At 61.3% G+C, this 20,991-nt stretch carries 15 protein-coding genes and 1 pseudogene; 11 read left to right on the top strand and 5 right to left on the bottom strand.

Annotated elements, in window-relative coordinates:
• Window positions 1–237 precede the first annotated feature (237 nt).
• From XaFJ1_RS15885 to XaFJ1_RS07270, 6 genes and pseudogenes are all read left to right on the top strand, one after another.
• A pseudogene (locus XaFJ1_RS15885) lies at window positions 238–399 on the top strand (IS21 family transposase); the annotation flags it as partial.
• Entirely contained in the window at window positions 399–1,115 is a 717-nt protein-coding gene (locus tag XaFJ1_RS07290; protein ID WP_012916034.1) for an ATP-binding protein, read from the top strand. The pseudogene XaFJ1_RS15885 and the gene XaFJ1_RS07290, both read left to right, overlap by 1 nt.
• A gap of 33 nt (window positions 1,116–1,148) precedes the next feature.
• On the top strand, window positions 1,149–2,063 hold the full coding sequence (locus XaFJ1_RS07285; RefSeq protein WP_197538484.1) for an SAM-dependent methyltransferase: 915 nt from the start codon (window positions 1,149–1,151) through the stop codon (window positions 2,061–2,063).
• Between the two features lie 118 nt (window positions 2,064–2,181).
• The gene (locus XaFJ1_RS07280; RefSeq protein WP_161525139.1) at window positions 2,182–4,422 is read left to right on the top strand and encodes an AMP-binding protein; all 2,241 of its coding nucleotides are present in this window, start codon (window positions 2,182–2,184) and stop codon (window positions 4,420–4,422) included.
• A 7-nt stretch (window positions 4,423–4,429) separates the two neighbouring features.
• On the top strand, window positions 4,430–5,422 hold the full coding sequence (locus XaFJ1_RS07275; RefSeq protein ID WP_012916031.1) for a TauD/TfdA family dioxygenase: 993 nt from the start codon (window positions 4,430–4,432) through the stop codon (window positions 5,420–5,422).
• A gap of 20 nt (window positions 5,423–5,442) precedes the next feature.
• Entirely contained in the window at window positions 5,443–11,337 is a 5,895-nt protein-coding gene (locus XaFJ1_RS07270) for a non-ribosomal peptide synthetase (protein ID WP_012916030.1), read from the top strand.
• 22 nt (window positions 11,338–11,359) lie between these two features.
• On the opposite strand, the gene XaFJ1_RS07265 is transcribed toward XaFJ1_RS07270, so the two are convergent.
• The 5 genes from XaFJ1_RS07265 to pabB form a co-directional block, all read right to left on the bottom strand.
• Window positions 11,360–11,989, bottom strand: coding sequence for a chorismate--pyruvate lyase family protein (locus tag XaFJ1_RS07265; protein WP_155394434.1), 630 nt, complete (start codon window positions 11,987–11,989; stop codon window positions 11,360–11,362).
• A 20-nt stretch (window positions 11,990–12,009) separates the two neighbouring features.
• Window positions 12,010–12,612 carry a pentapeptide repeat-containing protein gene (locus XaFJ1_RS07260; RefSeq protein ID WP_012916028.1) on the bottom strand — a complete coding sequence of 201 codons (603 nt, stop codon included), beginning with the start codon at window positions 12,610–12,612 and terminating at the stop codon, window positions 12,010–12,012.
• Window positions 12,593–12,964 (bottom strand): aminotransferase class IV, encoded by a 372-nt coding sequence (locus XaFJ1_RS07255; RefSeq protein WP_012916027.1) that lies wholly within the window; start codon window positions 12,962–12,964, stop codon window positions 12,593–12,595. Before XaFJ1_RS07255 ends, XaFJ1_RS07260 begins: the two co-directional genes overlap by 20 nt.
• A 117-nt stretch (window positions 12,965–13,081) precedes the next feature.
• Window positions 13,082–13,261: a hypothetical protein gene (locus XaFJ1_RS07250; protein ID WP_045756843.1), complete on the bottom strand. Its 180-nt coding sequence runs from the start codon at window positions 13,259–13,261 to the stop codon at window positions 13,082–13,084.
• Window positions 13,262–13,280: 19 nt separating this feature from the next.
• Window positions 13,281–15,431: an aminodeoxychorismate synthase component I gene (gene pabB, locus XaFJ1_RS07245; protein WP_012916026.1), complete on the bottom strand. Its 2,151-nt coding sequence runs from the start codon at window positions 15,429–15,431 to the stop codon at window positions 13,281–13,283.
• Between the two features lie 411 nt (window positions 15,432–15,842).
• On the opposite strand from pabB, the gene XaFJ1_RS16120 reads away from it, so the two are divergent.
• From XaFJ1_RS16120 to XaFJ1_RS07220, 5 genes are all read left to right on the top strand, one after another.
• On the top strand, window positions 15,843–16,040 hold the full coding sequence (locus XaFJ1_RS16120) for an MbtH family NRPS accessory protein (protein ID WP_275402254.1): 198 nt from the start codon (window positions 15,843–15,845) through the stop codon (window positions 16,038–16,040).
• Between the two features lie 131 nt (window positions 16,041–16,171).
• Window positions 16,172–17,119, top strand: coding sequence for an alpha/beta fold hydrolase (locus XaFJ1_RS07235; protein ID WP_012916025.1), 948 nt, complete (start codon window positions 16,172–16,174; stop codon window positions 17,117–17,119).
• 251 nt (window positions 17,120–17,370) lie between these two features.
• The gene (locus XaFJ1_RS07230) at window positions 17,371–18,480 is read left to right on the top strand and encodes a benzoyl-CoA 2,3-epoxidase subunit BoxB (RefSeq protein ID WP_155393536.1); all 1,110 of its coding nucleotides are present in this window, start codon (window positions 17,371–17,373) and stop codon (window positions 18,478–18,480) included.
• A gap of 36 nt (window positions 18,481–18,516) precedes the next feature.
• Window positions 18,517–19,470, top strand: a complete 954-nt coding sequence (locus XaFJ1_RS07225; protein WP_012916023.1) for an alpha/beta hydrolase family protein — start codon at window positions 18,517–18,519, stop codon at window positions 19,468–19,470.
• 12 nt (window positions 19,471–19,482) lie between these two features.
• Window positions 19,483–20,973 carry an MFS transporter gene (locus XaFJ1_RS07220; RefSeq protein WP_012916022.1) on the top strand — a complete coding sequence of 497 codons (1,491 nt, stop codon included), beginning with the start codon at window positions 19,483–19,485 and terminating at the stop codon, window positions 20,971–20,973.
• Window positions 20,974–20,991: the final 18 nt, after the last annotated feature.

Genomic DNA, 20,991 nt, shown 5'->3' with positions numbered 1-20,991 from the left:
CTGCATGAGGTAAGCAATAGAGCGACAGCACGCCTGCGGGAAGGGCGGCCATGCGCGTCTCATACCCGCCTTATTGGGGATCGCCGCGCGAGCGGTGACGCCTAACAATACGCCTGCAAACTGGACGGCTACAAGAGTTATCTGCATGAGCGCATTGGGCAAGCGCGCCCTCGATGGATCCCGGCCAGCGTGGTGCTACTACGCTAGATCCAGGCGCGCGGCTACATGGGCGGCATCAGCAAGGCCGTGCCGACAGTGCGCTTGGCCAAGGAACGTGTCGTTATGCTGTCCGCACCGGCGCTCAAGGCACCGCTTCCCTTACGACAGCCATTGGCCCTGCCAGTGGAAAACCTGCAGCATCCGCTGGCCGTGTATGACACCCTGCTGGAGGTGGCGTGATGGACCTGCAGTGTGCGCGCATCGCCGCGCTGTGCGAGCAGTTGAAGCTGGCACGCCTGAGCTCGGACTGGCAAGCACTCGCACAGGCCGCCGCGTGCGAGGATGCCAACTACTTCCTGGAGAAGGTGCTGGCAAGCGAACAGCTCGCGCGTGAAGAGCGCAAGCGCACGGCGCTGACGCGACTTGCCAGGATGCCGTCCATCAAGACGCTGGAGCAGTTCGACTGGGCCCAGGCCGGCGGCGCCTCGAAGGCGCAGATCGTCGAGCTCGGCCACCTGACCTTCGTCGAGCGCGCCGAGAACGTGGTGATGCTTGGCCCCAGCGGTGTCGGCAAGACCCACATCGCCCCGGCGCTGTGCCAGCGTGCGGTGATGGCGGGGCACAAGGCACGTTTCATCACCGCGGCCGACCTGATGATGCAACTGGCAGCGGTCAAGGCGCAGAACCGGCTGAAGGACTACTTCAATCGCGCGGTACTCGGGCCGAAGCTGCTGGTGGTCGACGAGATCGGCTACCTGCCCTTCGGGCGTGAGCCGGCGCAGGGCTGCTGGGCTGCGACGGGCTTTGCCCTGCGCAGTCTAGCAGCCCGATGGAAGACCCCGGGTGGGTCAGATTTACTTCGGCGATTCAAAGGAAAGTGGGTCAAATTTAAATCGGCGTTGACAGCTGATGTGGTTTATCTCATCTTTCGCTTGCGTGGATCAGACCATCCGTAAGGCGATGGACAAGGTGTCGCTACAGTAAAGTCGTTGAGCATCACCCTTTGGTTATTGTTTTCGCTTCGCAGCCACCATCAAGGCACGGTGCCGCGAATCGAGTCATGCATATCTATGATGCATCGGCGCAAGCCGACCACGAACCGGAGCGTATGCATGAGAGATATCGAAAGAACCGCCTTATGGGTGGCAGGCATGCGGGCGCTGGAAAGCGAGCGGGAGCAGGCGCTGTTCCATGACCCTTTCGCACGGCGTCTGGCCGGCGATGAATTCGTTGAAGAGCTCAGACGCAACAACCAGAACGTACCGATGCCTCCGGCGATCGAGGTACGGACGCGTTGGCTCGACGACAAGATCATGCAGGCGGTCAGTGAAGGCATTGGCCAGGTGGTGATCCTGGCCGCCGGTATGGATGCACGCGCTTATCGTCTCCCCTGGCCGTCCGATACCCGTGTCTACGAGGTCGACCACATGGATGTCCTGTCCGACAAGCACGAAAAACTCCATGATGCCCAGCCCGTTTGCCAGCGCATTGCGCTACCGATCGATTTGCGCGAAGACTGGCCCCAGGCACTTAAGGAGAGTGGATTCGTCGGCAGCGCCGCCACCTTGTGGCTGGTCGAGGGCTTGCTGTGCTACTTGAGCACCGAGGCAGTGATGCTGCTGTTCGCGCGCATCGATGCATTGAGTGCCAAGGGCAGCAGCGTGTTGTTCGATGTTATCGGCCTCTCTATGCTCAACTCGCCCAATGCCCGAGTGCTGCACGCGATGGCTCGCCAGTTTGGCACTGACGAACCGGAAAGCCTGATCCAACCACTGGGCTGGGAGCCAGGGGTGTTGACCATCGCCGCCGCTGGCCAGCAAATGGGGCGTTGGCCGTTTCCGGTCGCACCGCGCGGCACCCACGGCGTGCCGCAAAGTTATCTGGTCCAAGCGCTGAAACGCTGAAGTTTGCGAACAGTCTCTCGCGCTGGCGTACCGGCCAGACCGATGCACACAGCCGAGCTCGATGCGTTGATCGCCTTACACGAGAACGCTTATGGATCGCCCACTGACAAATCTTCCGATGCACTCTGGCACCGAACTAGATTTGCGTTGGTCGGTAGGTCAGACGCGGCCAGGGCGCAACGAGGCCTATGCTCGTCAATGGACCACGCTGCTGCATCAATGGCGGCGCGATTATCCTGGCTTGCGTATCGATGTCAGCGACACGCCGATCGGCCAGCACATAACCATTGACTATGCCGCACCTTACCCCTGTGGCAGCTTCGGTAGCCTGCTACGGGAATATGCACGGTTAGGCAAGCTGGCCGGCCTGATTTGCGATTACCTCAAGCATCGGCACCAAATCGTGCTGTCCGAATCGCCCCTCGGCGCCAACACCCTGACACTGGATTTGGGCCGTATCGAGGAACCCAAGCAACTGGACCGGTTGCAAGGCGCCCTGGGCATGGCACTGGAAGCCTTGGCCACGCGACGCAGCGATGGCCTGCTGCTATGGCATGCGGACCACCGCCAAAGGAACCTGCCGGACTTGCGCGATAGTGGCGTATGCGGCAGCGCGGCGCAGATCCCTTTGCCTGCGCTTTCCTGCGTCGAAGACCTGATCGAGGTGGATACCAGTCTGCTGGCCTGCGACCACGGCAAACTATGTCAAATTGCCAGTCATTTGCCCGCGAGCTGGTTCGCACGCTCGACCGATGGGCCGATGCCGTCCTGGTCCGACGCAAGCACCGCAGTGTTTGCCTGTGCGCCTATCGGCTGCCTCCCGTCGGTCCAGGTCAACGTGTGCGCGCAGATTTTTTCCGCAGCGCATCTGGCTTCGACGGCGCAAATGATCGATCCGTTGCGCCAGCAGGCCTTCAGCTATCGCCAGTTGCGCTCTCGCGCGGCGACCTATGCCCGGCACTTGAGTCTGCTTGGCCTGCAAAGCGGTGATGCGGTGGCGCTGATTGCTATCGACAGCCTAGCTGGCGTTGCCCTGATGCTGGCCTGCCTGGCCGGTGGCCTGGTCTTTGCGCCGATGAACGAGCTTGTGTCGCTCGTCCACTTTGAGACCACGCTCAAGACCATCAAGCCTCGCCTCGTGCTGATCGATGCGGAACTGCCGCCTTCCCATCATGCCGCGTTGCGCCACCTGCCGACCTTAGAGCTGACGAGCCTGATGCCGGTGATCGAAAACGACGAGCTGGTGGTTGCGCCCTGCTCCGCCGATGCACCCGCGGTGATGATATGCACGTCCGGCTCCACTGGTACGCCCAAGGCGGTAACGCACTCGCATGCCGATTTTATGCACTGCCATCTCAACTACCAGCAGGCCGTGCTCGGGCTGCGCAGCGATGACGTGATGTATACACCGTCGCGGTTGTTTTTCGCCTACGGCCTGAACAACCTGATGCTGTCGCTGCTCGCTGGCGTCAGCCATGTGATTGCCGCGCCGCTTAGCGTCAGGCAGATCGCGCAAACCATCCACACTTACCACGTCACTGTATTGCTCGCCGTGCCCGCCGTGTTCAAGCTGTTACTTGCCGAGGCCGCGCCGGATGCGGTGTGGCCGGCGCTTCGCCTGTGCATATCGGCCGGCGAAAGCTTGCCGGCGAGGCTTGGTCATGCGATCAGCACGCGTTGGCAGGTCGAAGTGCTCGACGGTATCGGCTGCACCGAGGTACTGTCCACCTTCATCTCCAATCGGCCAGGCCACGCGCTCATGGGTTGCACTGGCACGCCGGTACCAGGCTTTGATGTGAAGCTGGTGAACAAGCAGGGAGAGATCTGCCGCATAGGCGAAGTCGGCAGCCTGTGGGTGAGGGGCAATACGCTGACGAGGGGCTATGTTGGCGACACCATACTCAGTGCCCAATTGTTCGTCGACGGCTGGTTCGATACACGCGACCTGTTCTTTGCCGACGCCAAGGGGCGCTTCCATAACTTGGGCAGAATGGGCTCCGCCATCAAGATCAACGGTTGTTGGCTTTCGCCTGAGACGCTGGAGAGCGTCATCCAGACGCACGCCTGCGTGAAGGAGTGCGCGATCTGTCTGGTCGAAGACGAGTTCGGCTTGCCCCGCCCCGCCGCCTTCGTGGTGCCTGTCGATGCCAGCATCGATACAGGGGCGCTATGGGCCGCCTTACGCGCCTTGTGCAAGAACACGCTAGGCAAGCATCACTATCCCCATCTATTCGTCGAAGTGGGCACGATCCCACGTACCTGCAGCGGCAAGGTGATCCGGCCTGCGCTGTTGGAGACACTGGCTAGCGCCAAGCACCTGCAATCCCACCTGTTCTTCGTCGGCCATGCTCGAACTTAGGTGACCCATGCACACAAACGCTGATCTTCCCCTGACCATCAAGGCCGACTCGGCCGAGGCCACGCTGACTGATTGGACTGCCACGCACCGCGCGACGTGGCCTACCCTGCTATGGCAACACAGGGCGTTACTGTTCCGTGGCTTTGCGCACCCTGGTGGCTTGGAGCAGATCTCACGCTGTTTCTTCGATGAGCGACTGGCCTATACCTATCGTTCCACACCGCGCACCGACGTCGGCCAGCATGTCTACACGGCCACCGAATATCCCAGGCAGCTGTCCATAGCGCAACATTGCGAGAACGCCTACCAGCGCGTCTGGCCGATGAAACTGCTGTTCCATTGCGTGCAGCCGGCCAGCGAGGGCGGCTGCACGCCGTTGGCTGACATGCTCAAGGTCACAGCCGCTATCGATCCGCAAGTGCGCGAAATCTTTGCGCGCAAACAGGTGCGCTACGTCAGGAACTACCGTGCGGGGGTCGACCTGCCATGGGAGGACGTGTTTAACACCCGCAACAAGCAGGAAGTAGAAGCTTATTGCGCCCGCAACGACATGCAATGCGAATGGACCGGCGACGGCTTGCGCACCAGCCAGACCTGCCGGGCCTTTGCGTGCCATCCGGCGACCGGCGATGAAGTTTGGTTCAACCAAGCACACCTGTTTCATTACACTGCGCTGGAGGCAGCTGCGCAGAAGATGATGCTGTCGTTCTTCGGCGAGCAGGGACTGCCGCGCAACGCCTATTTCGGCGATGGCACGCCGATCGACCCCGCCATGCTCGACCATGTGCGCACAGTTTTCGCCCAGCACAAGATCCATTTTGACTGGCATCGGGACGACGTGCTGCTGATCGACAATATGCTGGTTTCGCACGGACGCGAGCCCTACGAGGGCAGCCGCAAGATCCTCGTGTGCATGGCCGAACCTTATTCGCCCGAACAATCGTCCCCTGACATCGCTGCGCGCAGCGATGGCGAAGCCATGCTCAAGCTGCACGTTTAACCCTGCCGACCCGGTGCCCCATGAAACTATCAAGCATGTCGCTACTGGATGCCGAAGACGTCGCGCTGACCGCGGCCAGTCCGGATACCGCGCTCGCCTTGGATTGGTCACGCAGTGTGCTGGATCTGTTCGATGCGCAAGTGGCACTGCACGCCGAGGAACTGGCTTGTGCCGATCAACACCGACAGTTGAGCTATGCCCAACTGGACCAACACGCCAACCGCCTGGCGCATTGCCTGATCGAGCGCGGCCTGCGCCCGCAGGAGCGCGTCGCCCTGTGGTTCGGCCGCTCGCCCGATTTCCTCATTGCCCTACTCGGCGTGCTCAAGGCCGGTGGCTGCTACGTGCCGTTGGACCCGCATTACCCCACCACCTACATTCAGCAGATCCTCGACGACGCGCAGCCACGGCTGTTGCTCTGCGGCAAGGACATCGACGGGCAACTGATCCAAGTACCGCTGATCCAAGTACCGCTGCTGCGCCTGGACGATGCCGCCATCGCTCGTCAACCGCATACGCCACTGCCGCATGCCCTGCATCCGGCGCAGCTGGCCTACGTGATGTATACCTCCGGTTCCACCGGTCGTCCCAAGGGGGTGATGGTGCCCCATCGGCAAATCCTCAACTGGCTGCATGCGCTGTGGGCACGTGCGCCTTTCGAGGCCGGGGAGCGGGTGGCGCAAAAGACCTCGATCGCCTTTGCCATCTCGGTCAAGGAACTGCTCGCCGGCCTACTTGCTGGCGTACCGCAGGTGTTCATCGACGAGGATACCGTGCGTGACATCCCCGCTTTCGTGCGCGCGCTGGAAACTTGGCAGATCACACGCCTGTATACCTTTCCTTCCCAGCTCAACGCGCTGCTCGACCACGTTGCTGAGACGCCGCAGCGGCTGGCGCGGCTGCGCCAGCTCTTCGTCTCCATCGAACCCTGCCCGGCGGAACTGCTGCAACGGCTCAGGACGCTGCTGCCTGCCTGCACGGCCTGGTACATCTACGGGTGTACCGAAATCAACGACATGACCTATTGCGATCCGGCCGAGCAACACAGCGGCAGCGGCTTTGTCCCGGTCGGACGGCCCATCGCCAATACCAAGGTCCATGTGCTCGACGAACAACTGCGACCGTTGCCGCCTGGCATCATGGGCGAAGTGCACATCGAAAGCCTCGGCATTGCGCACGGCTATTGGCGCCAGGGCGGCTTGACCGCCGCGCGCTTCATCGCCAATCCCTACGGCCCCCCCGGCTCGCGTCTGTACAGGACCGGCGACATGGCCCGCCTACTGGACAACGGTACGCTGGAACTGCTCGGCCGGCGCGACTACGAGGTCAAGGTCCGCGGCTACCGCGTGGACCTGCGCCAGGTGGAGAAAGCCCTGGCGGCCCACCTGCAAGTCGCCGAGGCCGCCGTGATCGGTTGGCCGCAAGGCTCGCCCACGCCGGAACTGTTGGCCTACGTGGTGCCACGCCAGGGTGTCCTGAACCTCGACGAGCTGCGCAAGCTGCTGCAGGAACGCTTGCCTACCTACATGCTGCCAACGCGCTTCCAATCGCTGCCGGCGCTTCCGCGCTTGCCCAATGGCAAGCTCGATACCTTGAGCCTGCCCGAGCCGCAAGCCGCCAGCGGCGACAGCGACTACCTCGCTCCGCGCAGCGAGGTCGAAATCACCCTGGCCAAGCTGTGGAGCGAACTGCTGACCCCCGCACAGGCCGCCCCCTTACGCGTGAGCCTCAACGACAACTTCTTCAACCTCGGCGGTCACTCGCTGCTTGCCACCCAGTTGTTCTCGCGTATCCGCCAGAGTTTCGACATCGAAGTGCGGGTCAACACGCTGTTCGAATCCCCTGTGCTGGAAGATTTTGCGCGAGTGGTCAACGAAGCGCGGCAACAACAGGCTCCGACTGGCGGCAACACCATCTCTTCCCGTGCCGTGCGCGATGCTCCCGTTCCGCTGAGCTATCAGCAGGAGCGCCTGTGGTTCGTACACGAACACATGCCCGAGCAGCGTACCAGTTACAATGTCGCCTTCGCCTGCCATTTGCGCAGTGCCGATTTCTCGATGTCAGCGCTGTGCGAGGCGATCCAGGCGCTGGTGGCCAGGCATGAAACCTTGCGCACCCGCATAGCAACTTGCGCTGGCGGCGATTATCCCAGCCAGCACATCGCCGACGCCATGCAGGTCCCAGTGCCTTGCATCACAGCGACACCCGCAGAAGTACCACGCCTAGTCGCCGAGCACGCCGCGCACGTATTCGATCTTGCCCACGGCCCGCTGCTCAAGGTATCGGTGCTGCGCGTATCGGACGATTACCACGTGTTCCTGATGAACATGCATCACATCATCTGCGATGGATGGTCGATTAACCTGATCTTTCGCGACCTACGTGCTTTCTATATAGCCGCGCTACAGCAGACGCCACCGGCACTGCCACCGCTGCTGCTGCAATATGCCGACTATGCTACATGGCAGCGCGTACAGGATTTCAGCGCCGATCTGGATTATTGGAAACAGCGTTTGCATGGTTACGAAGAAGGGCTGGCCTTGCCCTACGATTTTCCACGCCCGGCTAATCGAGCCTGGCGTGCTGGCATACTGCACCTGACCTATCCAGACGCCTTAGCCGCGCGTCTCGCTGCATTCAGCCAGGAACGGCGCGTCACCTTGTTCATGACACTTATGGCGAGCCTGGCGATCGTCTTGCACCAGTACACCGGCCGGCGAGAACTCTGCTTAGGTACTACCAGCGCCGGACGCGATCAGCTGGAAACCGAGAATCTGATCGGCTTTTTCGTCAATATCCTGGCGGTACGCCTAAACTTGGGCAGTCACGCCTTTACCGAGGATTTTCTGCAGCACGTGCGCCAGCAAGTGCTGGACGCCTACGCGCATCGCGCACTGCCGTTCGAGCATGTCTTAAGCGCTCTCAAGAAACCGCGTGACAGCAGCCAGATCCCGCTCGTGCCGGTCATGCTCCGACACCAAAATTTCGCCACCGAAGGCGTCAATGCATTTGCCCAGATCTTCCTCAGCGCTCAGATGGAATTTGGCGAACGCACCACACCCAACGAGCTGGACCTGCAGTTCATCGGCGACGGAAGCCACCTGGAAGTCACTGTCGAATACGCCGCGGAGCTCTTTTCGGCGGCTACGGTTCAGCGCATGCTGACCCACCACCAAAGAGTGCTGGAGCGGATGCTGGAAGAACCCCGCTGCCACCTCTCGGATTTTTCGCTGCCGGTCGCTCGCACCGAGGTCACCCCTCATACTCTGGATACCTCGCGCAGTGTGCTGGATCTGTTCGATGCGCAAGTGGCACTGCACGCCGAGGAACTGGCTTGTGCCGATCAACACCGACAGTTGAGCTATGCCCAACTGGACCAACACGCCAACCGCCTGGCGCATTGCCTGATCGAGCGCGGCCTGCGCCCGCAGGAGCGCGTCGCCCTGTGGTTCGGCCGCTCGCCCGATTTCCTCATTGCCCTACTCGGCGTGCTCAAGGCCGGTGGCTGCTACGTGCCGTTGGACCCGCATTACCCCACCACCTACATTCAGCAGATCCTCGACGACGCGCAGCCACGGCTGTTGCTCTGCGGCAAGGACATCGACGGGCAACTGATCCAAGTACCGCTGCTGCGCCTGGACGATGCCGCCATCGCTCGTCAACCGCATACGCCACTGCCGCATGCCCTGCATCCGGCGCAGCTGGCCTACGTGATGTATACCTCCGGTTCCACCGGTCGTCCCAAGGGGGTGATGGTGCCCCATCGGCAAATCCTCAACTGGCTGCATGCGCTGTGGGCGCGTGCGCCGTTCGAGGCCGGGGAGCGGGTGGCGCAAAAGACCTCGATCGCCTTTGCCATCTCGGTCAAGGAACTGCTCGCCGGCCTGCTTGCTGGCGTACCGCAGGTGTTCATCGACGAGGATACCGTGCGTGACATCCCCGCTTTCGTGCGCGCGCTGGAAACTTGGCAGATCACACGCCTGTATACCTTTCCTTCCCAGCTCAACGCGCTGCTCGACCACGTTGCTGAGACGCCGCAGCGGCTGGCGCGGCTGCGCCAGCTCTTCGTCTCCATCGAACCCTGCCCGGCGGAACTGCTGCAACGGCTCAGGACGCTGCTGCCTACCTGCACGGCCTGGTACATCTACGGGTGTACCGAAATCAACGACATGACCTATTGCGATCCGGCCGAGCAACACAGCGGCAGCGGCTTTGTCCCGGTCGGACGGCCCATCGCCAATACCAAGGTCCATGTGCTCGACGAACAACTGCGACCGTTGCCGCCTGGCATCATGGGCGAAGTGCACATCGAAAGCCTCGGCATTGCGCACGGCTATTGGCGCCAGGGCGGCTTGACCGCCGCGCGCTTCATCGCCAATCCCTACGGCCCCCCCGGCTCGCGTCTGTACAGGACCGGCGACATGGCCCGCCTACTGGACAACGGTACGCTGGAACTGCTCGGCCGGCGCGACTACGAGGTCAAGGTCCGCGGCTACCGCGTGGACCTGCGCCAAGTGGAGAAAGCCCTGGCGGCCCACCTGCAGGTCGCCGAGGCCGCCGTGATCGGTTGGCCGCAAGGCTCGCCCACGCCGGAACTGTTGGCCTACGTGGTGCCACGCCAGGGTGTCCTGAACCTCGACGAGCTGCGCAAGCTGCTGCAGGAACGCTTGCCTACCTACATGCTGCCAACGCGCTTCCAGTCGCTGCCGGCGCTTCCACGCTTGCCCAATGGCAAGCTCGATACCTTGAGCCTGCCCGAGCCGCAAGCCGCCAGCGGCGACAGCGACTACCTCGCTCCGCGCAGCGAGGTCGAAATCACCCTGGCCAAGCTGTGGAGCGAACTGCTGACCCCCGCACAGGCCGCCCCCTTACGCGTGAGCCTCAACGACAACTTCTTCAACCTCGGCGGTCACTCGCTGCTTGCCACCCAGTTGTTCTCGCGTATCCGCCAGAGTTTCGACATCGAAGTGCGGGTCAACACGCTGTTCGAATCCCCTGTGCTGGAAGATTTTGCCGCTGTCGTCGAGCGCGGCATGCGCCAAAGCCAAGCCGGCAGCATGCCGGTAAGTCTTATCGTACCGCTTAGCCTACGCACCGAACGCGCGGCGATGTATGCCATCCACCCGATCGGCGGCCAGATTCATTGCTACATCGATCTGGCTGCCGCCCTAGGGCACTCTGCCAGGGTCTATGGCCTGCAATGCGAACCGGTGCGCCGCTTCGCGCATTTGTCCGACCTGGCCGCGCACTACTGCGATGCGTTGCTGGCTGGCCCGACCGGTGCGCCCTACCGCTTGCTGGGCTGGTCCTCCGGCGGCGTGCTAGCCCTGGCTGTGGCTGAGCAATTGCAGCGGCGCGGCCTGCGCGTCGATTACGTGGGCCTACTCGATAGCAGCCTGATACCGGTACATGCGCGCGAGCCCCGGCAGCTTACCTTCGTGGCGGCGCTCAATACGTTGGCCGCGTTGGCCAAGCGCGGCTTCGAGCAGGCTGAAATAGACGAAGCCCGGCAGCTGCTGTTCGCCGACGGTGACGACGAGCACGTGTTCGACTACAGCCGCCACCAGGCATCACTGGACAAACTGCTCGCACACCTGAGGTTTACTCTGGAAAGCCGCATGTGGCCACCGCTGGCCGAGCAATTGCGCGTTACGCGCTATCACCTGGGGCTGTTGGCCGGTTTCGAGCCGCAGTGCCTGCAGCCTAACGCTCATCTGTACCAGGCACAGACTGCGGTACACGTGTCCTATGCCGACATGTCCAAGCCACGCGGGGGTAGCGAGGTACTGCCGGATATCACAGGTTACGTACCACTTTCGCAGATCAAGAGCGCAGCGGGCAATCACTACAGCATGTTGCAAGGCGACCCGCTGCGTGAGCTGGCGCGCATGCTGGTGACGGACCTCGATGCCTGATCGGAGGGCTTCGATGCCAAGGCTATTCCAGCATCGACTCAGGCGAGACGATCTGCGCTGAATGCCGGCAAGGGCCGTCCGCACTCAGACTCGCCTGGCGCGGAGCTGCCACCGGTTCGAGCTTTGCCCACAACGCTGGCAGCATGCATTCGGTGATCAGCAACGGGGCGCCTTGCCGCGTAAATACCGAGCGACGCGTCAGCAGGGCTTGCGTCGCATGCGACTGTGCCACGAAGTTGCATGCGCGCCGGTGCAGCGGATGCTGCGCGGTGATGCGCCGACTCGCCAACGCCGAACGTAGCACGCTGCGATCACGGAACAACAGATCAGCTAACGGGCGACTGCCGATGCTACGCACTGCCTGCCAGGCGTTGTAACTGGCGGTCAGCGGCGTCAGGCTACGCGCATAGACATAGGGTTTGGCGTCCACCACCAGGACCACTTCACGCACCCATACAAGCAGGCAGCGCGACAGTCCGAGCACCCGATATTCATCCAGCCAGGCCATGGCTTTGTGCTCCCGTTGCACTTGCACCTGTACCTGCCCCAACAAGCACAGGTGCGCGGTCAACGAACCACCGCGTGTCAGCCAGTCTTTCTGCTGCGTGTTCAACGGCGACGGCGGATGCATCCGCCAGGTTGCATCAGTCACACGGTAGCGAATGGCCAGGCTCAATCGGACAGCTCGATATCCAGGCTGTTGAGCAGCGAGGCTGCTTCGGGCAGGCTGAACCTAGCCCGCTTGATATCGTTGTGGAAGATGTCAATGTGGTAGTTCACCGCATCGATGAAGCTGGCGCCGGTCAGTTTGGTGTTGTGGAAGGTGCTGCCCTTCAGGTCGCTCTGCGTGAAGTCCGCATCCTCGCAGTCGGCTTCGGTGAAGTTGGCATCGTGGATACGGCACTCCACCATTTTTACCCCGGCCAGGTATAGGCCGTAGAACAAGCTGTCGTTGAGGATGCAGCGCTCGAACGACAGCGCCCCCTCCATCTTCACCGATGGCCATTGTGCGCTGGTCCAGTTGACACCGAGCATCTTGCAGTCGACGAAGCGCACTTCCATGAAGCTGGTTTGCGGAATGCTGATGAGGCTCAGGTTGCAGTCGACGAACTCGCATTCGCGGAACTTGCAGCGATTGAGCTCAGCCTCGGTGAAGTTGCATTGTCGGAACGTACAATCCTCGAATCGGATCGACTCCAGCGATTGCCCGGAGCGATCTTCGCTGACGAAGCTTTCTCCACAGTAATCCTTGCTTTCAAGGGTCTTGGCCGGCATGGATGGAAACCTGATGTAGTGACCGTTCGGTGAAATATACGCCCTGACACAGGGCATTGAGCAAACGCAGGGTAACAGGACCGATGCGGTAGCTGTGAGCGTCAATGCTGCGCACCGGCAGAATGCCGAACACGGCGTTAGTCAGAAACACCTCCTGAGCACGCACTAGCTGGTCCGGATAGACGTGCTTTACCGCGCAGGCGAGACCGTGCTGCCGGCCATATTCGATCACCCTGCCTCGCATGATCCCGCTGACGCCGGCCACGCCCAGGTCGGGCGTCACCAGATGACCGTTCTCGACGAGGAACAGATTGTTGGTGCAGCCCTCGACCACCCGGCCGACCGTATCCATCAGCAGCCCGTCCTGGTTCGCGCGTAAGCGTGGGAGCCTAATTCAGGCTGAGCACCCAGTTGGGCGCCACCGCCAGAGGACAACGATAGCCGCGCTCGGTGCTGCCACGCGTCACGATCAGTTTTTCGCCACGGCACGCGGCGCGGCGCCAGCCGCGATGGCCTCGCAGACCTGCTGACGGATGTCCGGCAGCGCGATGCCTAGCCGTAGGGTTTCGAACAATCCATCGCCGTACTGTAGGCCGCGATCGAAAATCGCTATGGACGAAGCGGGAAGGCCGTTCACAATGGTGTGCATGGACCTCTCTCGCCGCGGCTCATGGTTCGATGAAGGCCTGCCTGGCCGGCATTTCGCTAACGCAGTGCTCGGCTAGCAGCAGCTTGTCCTCTCGCAACTCGTAGTGCAGGGGAGTGTTCGGCGCATGTAGATAATGCCAGATCGGCTTGAGGATCGCCTCCGCCTTCAGCAACACTTCGTCGAACTCATCCTGCGGGTCGGACAGGAAGGTGATGGCGCCGCCGGCGCCGAAACGTATTTCCTGCCCGTCATAAGAAAGACTGCGGATCGCAATGTTTAGGTCGGCGACGCAGTTGTAGCCCAGGTAGCCAATGCTGCCGCAATACACGCCACGCGGCGCATTCTCCAGGCCATCAATAATCTCCATACTGCGCAACTTCGGTGCGCCGGTGATCGAGCCGCCGGGGAACACCGCCTTAAGCAGGTCGACTAGACTGCAATCGGCGCGCAGCCTCGCTTCCACCGTGCTGACCATCTGATGCACGGTCTTGTAGCTTTCGATGTCCATCAGCTTGGGCACGGTGACGCTGCCGGGCACCGCCACGCGGCTTAGGTCGTTGCGCATCAAGTCGACGATCATCAAGTTTTCCGCTCGGTCCTTTTCCGAGGCGGCCAGGCGCATGGCCAAGTTACGGTCCAGTTGGGGATCCTCGGCACGGCGGCAGGTGCCCTTGATTGGCTTGGTCTGAATCGTGCCGTGGCCGTCCACTTCCAGAAAACGCTCTGGTGAAGTACTAAGGATACAATCGCTACCGTTACGCAAATAGGCCCCGAACGGCGCTGGGTTCCCTCGCCGCATGTAGCGATAGAGCATCAAGGGGTCCAGCTCGGCCTGGAACGAGAACAGGTCGGTAAGACAGATTTCATAGGACTCGCCATCGACGATGCGTTGTTTGCAACGCTCGATTGCCTCAAGGTAGCCGCGACGACCATGATTGAGCTCGATTTCCATGCTGCGCAGGCCTAGCGAAATGCAAGCCGGAGCCGCTTGACCAATGGCATGGATACGTTGCTCGATGGCGTCTAGCCAAGCCAATGCCGACAGATCCTCCGTATCGGCGAGCGCCAGCAACCATACCTCCTCAGTGGCGTGGTCGAAGGCAACGAAGCGCTCCACGCGCATCCACAACGCATCGGGGATGGCATTGGCATGTGAAGCCGGCGCGCCGAACACCGATTTCATTTCGTAGCTCATGTAGCCCACGTAGCCACCGCGAAACGCGAACGGTGGCCGCTCGGCGACGTCCTCAGTAAGCACCGATTGCAACGCCCGATCCATCTCAGCAAGAAACCGCTCGCCTGCCTCCTGCACCATGCTCCCTGGCCGCACGCAATGCCGCACTACCTCGCTCTCGTTCACCGCTCCCATGAACGAATAGCGCGCCATTGGACTGCAGACCAGCTGGCTGTCCAGCCAGAAGCAATGCTTTTCGGCAGCGAACAAGGCCAGAAAGACATCTTCCGCCTGCCAACGGCACTTGATCTTCCGGCTCAGCATGCGACGTACCCGCGGTGTCGCCATCTCGGGCGCGCAAACGCTTAAAGCCTTGCCGGCCTGCTCCGACCCGGCAAGTAACGGTGCACTGTGGCGCGCAGCCAGCTTGGCAAAGTTAGCAACAATGCGCTTGCCGTGTTCGGTGAGGATCGATTCGGGGTGGAACTGTACTCCCCATTTCGGGTGTTGCACGTGCTGCAAGCCCATCACCACACCGCAATCGGTACGCGCCGTCACTTTCAGCACAGGCGGCAGCGATTGCTGGCAGACCATCAACGAGTGATAGCGCACTGCCTCGAAACGCTGCGGGATGCCTTCGAACAAACCGTCGCCGGTGTTGATGACGGTGGAGCGACGGCCATGAAAGGGCACCGGCGCATGCAGGATGCGGCCACCATAGACATACGCAAGTCCCTGAAAGCCCAGGCATACGCCTAACACCGGAAATTCGTTCTGCTCCAGCGCCTGCAGCGAGATGTGAAAATCCGCCTCATTAACCACCGAGCCGGGACCGGGCGAAACGATGATCGAGGAAAATCCCCCGCGGTCCTTCAGTTCGTGCCAGGAGTACTCGTCGTTGCGCACCACCAGGGGATCTTCGCCGAAGATCTGCGCTACGTAGTCGGCGAGATTCCAAGTGAACGAATCGTAATTGTTTATGATAAGGCAGCGCAAAATAGCCTCCCAGACTGCTCGATGAGACAGTTGACGCCCGGCAAGACAAAAACCGCCGCGCGTGGATATTAAGCAGAAATTGCTATCCGCACCTCAACCGAAACCCAAAGTATTGCTCCCCACTGCCTTGGTGCTTTACGCACGAACATGGCTCTGCAAGCGCAAGGATGTTGCTTTGACCCGCGTATTGAACGCATGCCCTGGTGAATTTTCAGTGTAAGCTTTGCCGGGATGGCGATGGGACGTACAGCGTTGCGAAACACATCACTTTTACGCACTCTTCACGCGCTATTTTTCTTGACATCGTCGAAGTGACGTCATGTATAGTCGCTTTGCTTGGTCCATCGGCATCGCATTGTGCGATGTAGCAACTTCCGTGCTTTGCAGCAGCCTTCCGGGGGTATCTTTAGGATGACGTTCGAGGAACAGGCTTATCTGGTGCTGATCAACGACGAACTGCAGTATTCACTGTGGCCGTCCGATCTTGAGGTTCCGCCTGGCTGGCGCAAGGAAGGCTATGCTGGCGGTAAGAGTGCATGGCGTATATCGACGAAACCTGGACCGACATGCGCCCCTTATCGCTGCGCGAACTCGATGACAAGGGTTTAGGGGACGCGAGCTCTCCAGACGGAAGTGGGTTCGAATCGAGTTACTCGTGAGGTGTTCCGCCACGGCGCAAGCTTTCCAGCCACCGGTGACGGCGCAGTCTTGTCATGTGGTCAAGCGAGGGTAGGAAACTCATGGGCTGTGTTTGCTTGCCGCACTATCTGGAAAAGCAGGATCTGTCCGCCCTGGACGACGCGCTCGCAGGGGTAAGGCTGTCGCAATACTGCACTACCGATGGACGGCAGCTTGAGCTGTATTGGCTAGGCGCTCAGGCATCGCCCAAGCTGGTGCTGCTACCGCCCTATGGCATGTCCTACCTGCTGCTGAGCCGGTTGGCGCAACGACTGGCTAGGCATTTCCATGTCTTGTGCTGGGAATCCATCGGCTGCCCGAATCCCCAGACATCGGTAACCGCGGAAGACTTCGATCTGGATCGCCAAGCCGCGACCCTGCTGGGCATCCTGCACCAACACGACTACGCCGATTGCCATTTTGTCGGTTGGTGTCAGGCTGCACAATTGGCCGTGCATGCCATTGCGCTGCATGGCTTCGCACCACGCAGCATGGCTTGGGTGGCGCCGGCGGGCCTGCTGCCGCCCATCGTAAAATCCGAATTCGAACGTTGCGCCTTGCCGATCTACCTTCAGATCGAGCGGCACGGTCTGGAACAGGCCAAAAAGCTCGCCGCCATCCTGGACAAGTACCGCGGCCAACCTTTACGCGGCGACGACTTGGCCGAAAAGCTCACCATGCTGCACCTAGCCGATCCAGCGAGCACATTGGTGTTCTCGCGCTACATGCGTGCCTACGAAGAGAACAAGCAATCCGTGCAAGCCTTGCTGCCCACCGCCCTGGGCAGGCACCCTACCCTGATCGTGCACTGCAAGGACGACAGCTTCAGCCACTACTCCGCCTCGGTGCAGTTGGCTAGGCACGACCCGTCTTTGCGTCTGGACCTGCTAGATCATGGCGGTCACCTGCAACTGTTCAATGATCCGGGTGCCGTGGCTCAGCGGATCATCGACTTCATCGGGCTCACGGTCGGCGAAGTCGCCCCTACCTCGATGCACAGCGCGGCCTGACCCTCATGTACATTCCTAACAATATCGACCTTGATCCACACAGCGCGCTGGTCAGGCAACTGACTTCCTACCAAGTTCGCTTCCTGCAATGGTGGCGCCTCCGCGGCCCCAGCGAATTCCACGATCGCGAGATGAACCTGCGCATGCCTACCGGTGGCGTCAAGGGCAGCGAGTGGACGCGCTATCACCGCATGCGCCCCAGCGACTACCGCTGGGGCGTATTCATGATGCCGCCAGACCGCAACACCGTAGTGTTCGGCGAGCGCAAGGGACAGGTGGCATGGACGTGCGTGCCGGAAGAATATCGTGACCTGCTGCTGGATCATGTCACCGTGCAAGGTGACGTAGAAAACGCCGCGGTTGAGCAGAGCCACGAGCTGACGCAAATGGTGCCCAGCGCGATCGACCTGGAGCACTTATTCCAGTTTTTTCTAGAGGAAGGCCGGCACACCTGGGCGATGTCGCATCTGCTGATCGAATACTTTGGCAGCGACGGAGCCGACGCCGCCGAGGGCCTGCTGCAACGCATGAGTGGCGATGCGCAGAACCCGCGCTTGCTCGATGCCTTCAACTACCACACCGAAGATTGGCTATCGCATTTCATGTGGTGCTTCTTCGCCGACCGGGTAGGCAAGTACCAGATTCAAGCGGTGACCCAGTCAGCTTTCCTGCCGTTGGCACGCACCGCCCGCTTCATGATGTTCGAGGAACCTCTGCATATTAAGTTCGGCATGGATGGCCTGGAGCGCGTGCTATATCGAAGCGCCGAGATTACCTTGCGTGAGGATACGCACGCGATCTTCGACGCCGGTGCGATCCCCTTGCCCGTCTTTCAGAAATACCTTAACTATTGGCTACCGAAGATCTTTGACCTGTTCGGCCACGACATTTCGGAGCGTTCACGCGTCCTGTACCAGGCCGGCATCCGCAGTCCACGCAACTTCGACAAGCTCGAAGGCACGGAGGTCGCCGTCGACGTGCGCTGCGAAGACAGACTGGTCTCGTCCACCGCACCTGCCGAGTTGGCAATCAATGCGGTAATGCGCCGACAATACATAGCCGAAGTCGGCGCTATCATCGGCCGCTGGAATCAACAGCTCAGGCGCCTTGGCCTGGCTTTTGAGCTACAGCTGCCGCACGAGCGTTTCCACCGCGATTTCGGCCCGTGCAAGGGGCTTGCCTTCGACCTGGATGGCAACCCCGTGCACGATGCCGACGGCCAACGGCTGGCCGCGTTGCTGCCAACGCCGCAGGATCTGGCCGGCGTGCGAGGCTTGATGGGCAGGGAGCTGGGCGAAGGTCGTACCGCTGCTTGGCTGGCGCCCGCCGGTGCAAGTCTGGATAAGCTGATGCCGGCGTAAGCGGCACGCGTTTTTTATTCTTTCGTTGGGGTACGCATGAATAGCTATGTGGGTTGCCAAAAACTGGAAACCGATGGTGATGCCAGCAGGGTGGTGCCGATGTGGGTGATGTATCCCACCGCCACGCCTTCGCGGGATACGGCGATGGGACCTTATACGCTGGACGTGGCCCTGGGCGCGCCGATCGAAGCCGGCCCGTTTCCGCTAGCGGTGATCTCGCACGGCACGCGCAGCGCCGGCCTAGTGTTTCGCACGCTGGCGCATTACCTAGCACGGCACGGCTTTATCGTCGCCTTGCCGGAGCATCCGGGCGACAACCTGTTCCAGCATCAGCTGGAATACAGCTATCAGAATCTGGAAGACCGCCCCCGGCACATCCGCGCGGTGATCGATACGCTCACCGGCCATGCGCAGTTCGGTCCTGCCATTCAGGCCCATAACGTAGCGGTGATCGGCCACTCCGTCGGCGGCTACACCGCCTTAGCGATCGCCGGGGGCGAACCGCATACCGGTTTCATGGTCGATTTTGCGCATCGCCCGGAACACGCCGAACAACCCGCCTGGACCGCGCTGGTGCGACAAAATCGGGTGCCGATCAGGGCCGTGCCGGTCACAGCTGATCCGCGCGTGCGCGCCGTGGTGGCGCTTGCGCCGGATTTCAGCCTGTACATGCACGAGGATGCCCTGGCGAAAGTCGAGGTACCGGTGCTGCTCATCGTCGGTGAAAAGGATCAATGGGCGCACGAAACGATTGTGGCGGCACGCACGGCGCTAGGCAATGATGGTCGACTGGAAGCGCGCGTGGTGCCCAATGCCGGCCACTACGCCTTCATCAGCGTATTCCCCGAGGCGATGAAAGCTCGCGTGGGCGAGGCGGCCATCGATCCGCCTGGCTTCGACCGCAGCGCCTTCCAGCGCGAGTTGGAGCGCGACATCCTGCATTTTCTCACCGTCACCATGCGACCGGCTGAAGCGGCCATAAGCGGATAAAGAGCACACAACATGCAAAAACCCAAGCAAGCGCTGGGTATGCCGCCCGGCATGGCGCCACCCGGAGCGCAGTTCGACTACCGATGGCGCTGGCCAGCGATGATCGTGTTGCTGAGCGCCAATTTCATGAACTTGCTGGACGTAGGCATCGTCAATGTCGCCCTGCCCAGTATCCAGAAGAACCTGGGCGCGGACGAGCAACAGCTGGAATGGATCGTAGCGATATACATTCTGCTGTTTGCGTTGGGGTTGCTGCCGTTGGGGAGGTTGGGTGACATGCTCGGCCGCAAACGCATGTTCGGCACGGGCGTGGCCGGTTTTATCTTGATGTCCGCGTTCTGCGCCATCGCCGGCAATATCCACGTGCTCATCATCGCGCGCGCTTTGCAGGGCTTGGCCGCAGCCATGCTGGCACCACAGGTGATGGCCATCGCGCAAACCATGTTCGCTCCGAAGGAGCGTGCGGCCGCCTTCTCGTTGTTCGGCCTGGTCGCGGGCCTGGCCTCATTCGCCGGCCCCCTCGTCAGCGGCTTGCTGATCCACATCGATGCGTTCGGCGTCGGCTGGCGCGCGATCTTCCTGATCAACGTGCCGATCGGCCTCGTGACCTTGCTGGCGGCCGCCATCTGGGTGCCCAAGGTGCCGGCGCATGCGGGCATCCATAACGACTGGGTCGGCATCGCCCTGGCCGCGCTCGCCTTGTTGTGCCTGGTGTTCCCACTAATAGAAGGACGCGCATACGGCTGGCCGCTATGGTGCTTTGCAGCCATTGCGCTCGGTATTCCGCTGCTGGTGGCCTTCGTCGCCTGGCAACGTCGGCAAGCCCACTTGGCGCGCCCGGCCCTGCTGCCGATCTACCTGATGAGCCATCGCGACTACATCTTGGGCGCCTTGTCCGTGTCGGTGTTCTATTCGGCGCTGCAGGGTTTTTTCCTGGTGTTCGTGATCTTTCTGCAGCAAGGACTGGCGTATTCGGCACTGGAAACCGGCGTCGCCACTACTCCTTTCCCTGTCGGCGTGGCGATTGCCTCTATGCTCGCTCGGCACGTCGAAAGCCTACGCGCGAAAATCGTCAGCGGCGCCTGTCTGATGATCGCTAGCTATCTGGCCTTGTGGGTCATCATCACGCGCAGTGAAGGCTCGCTGGATCCCTGGACGCTTACCCTGCCGTTGCTGATCGGCGGACTGGGCTGTGGCATCACCATCGCCTCGCTATTCCAGACAGTGATGCGTACGGTACCTCTGAAGGATGCCGGCGCAGGTTCCGGCGCGCTGCAGGTCATCCAGCAGGTCGGCGGTATGCTGGGCATCGCCCTGGTCTCGGAAATTTTCTTTAGCGGCCTGCACCAGCATCTGCAGGGGCCGGCAGGCGTAGCTCTGGCTTTCAAGCAGGCCTTCGGGGCTACGGTGGTGTACTACATCGCGGCCAATGCTTTCGTGGCGCTCTCTACGCTGGGATTGCAGTTCAAACTGACACAATTTGCGCCGCAATCATCGCCGTAGGCATCCGGAAGCATCCAT

This window comes from Xanthomonas albilineans (assembly GCF_009931595.1).
Classification (GTDB): Bacteria; Pseudomonadota; Gammaproteobacteria; order Xanthomonadales; family Xanthomonadaceae; genus Xanthomonas_A; species Xanthomonas_A albilineans.
Note: the sequence above shows the minus strand (reverse complement) of the source record. Positions and strands in the feature narration are given on the sequence as shown.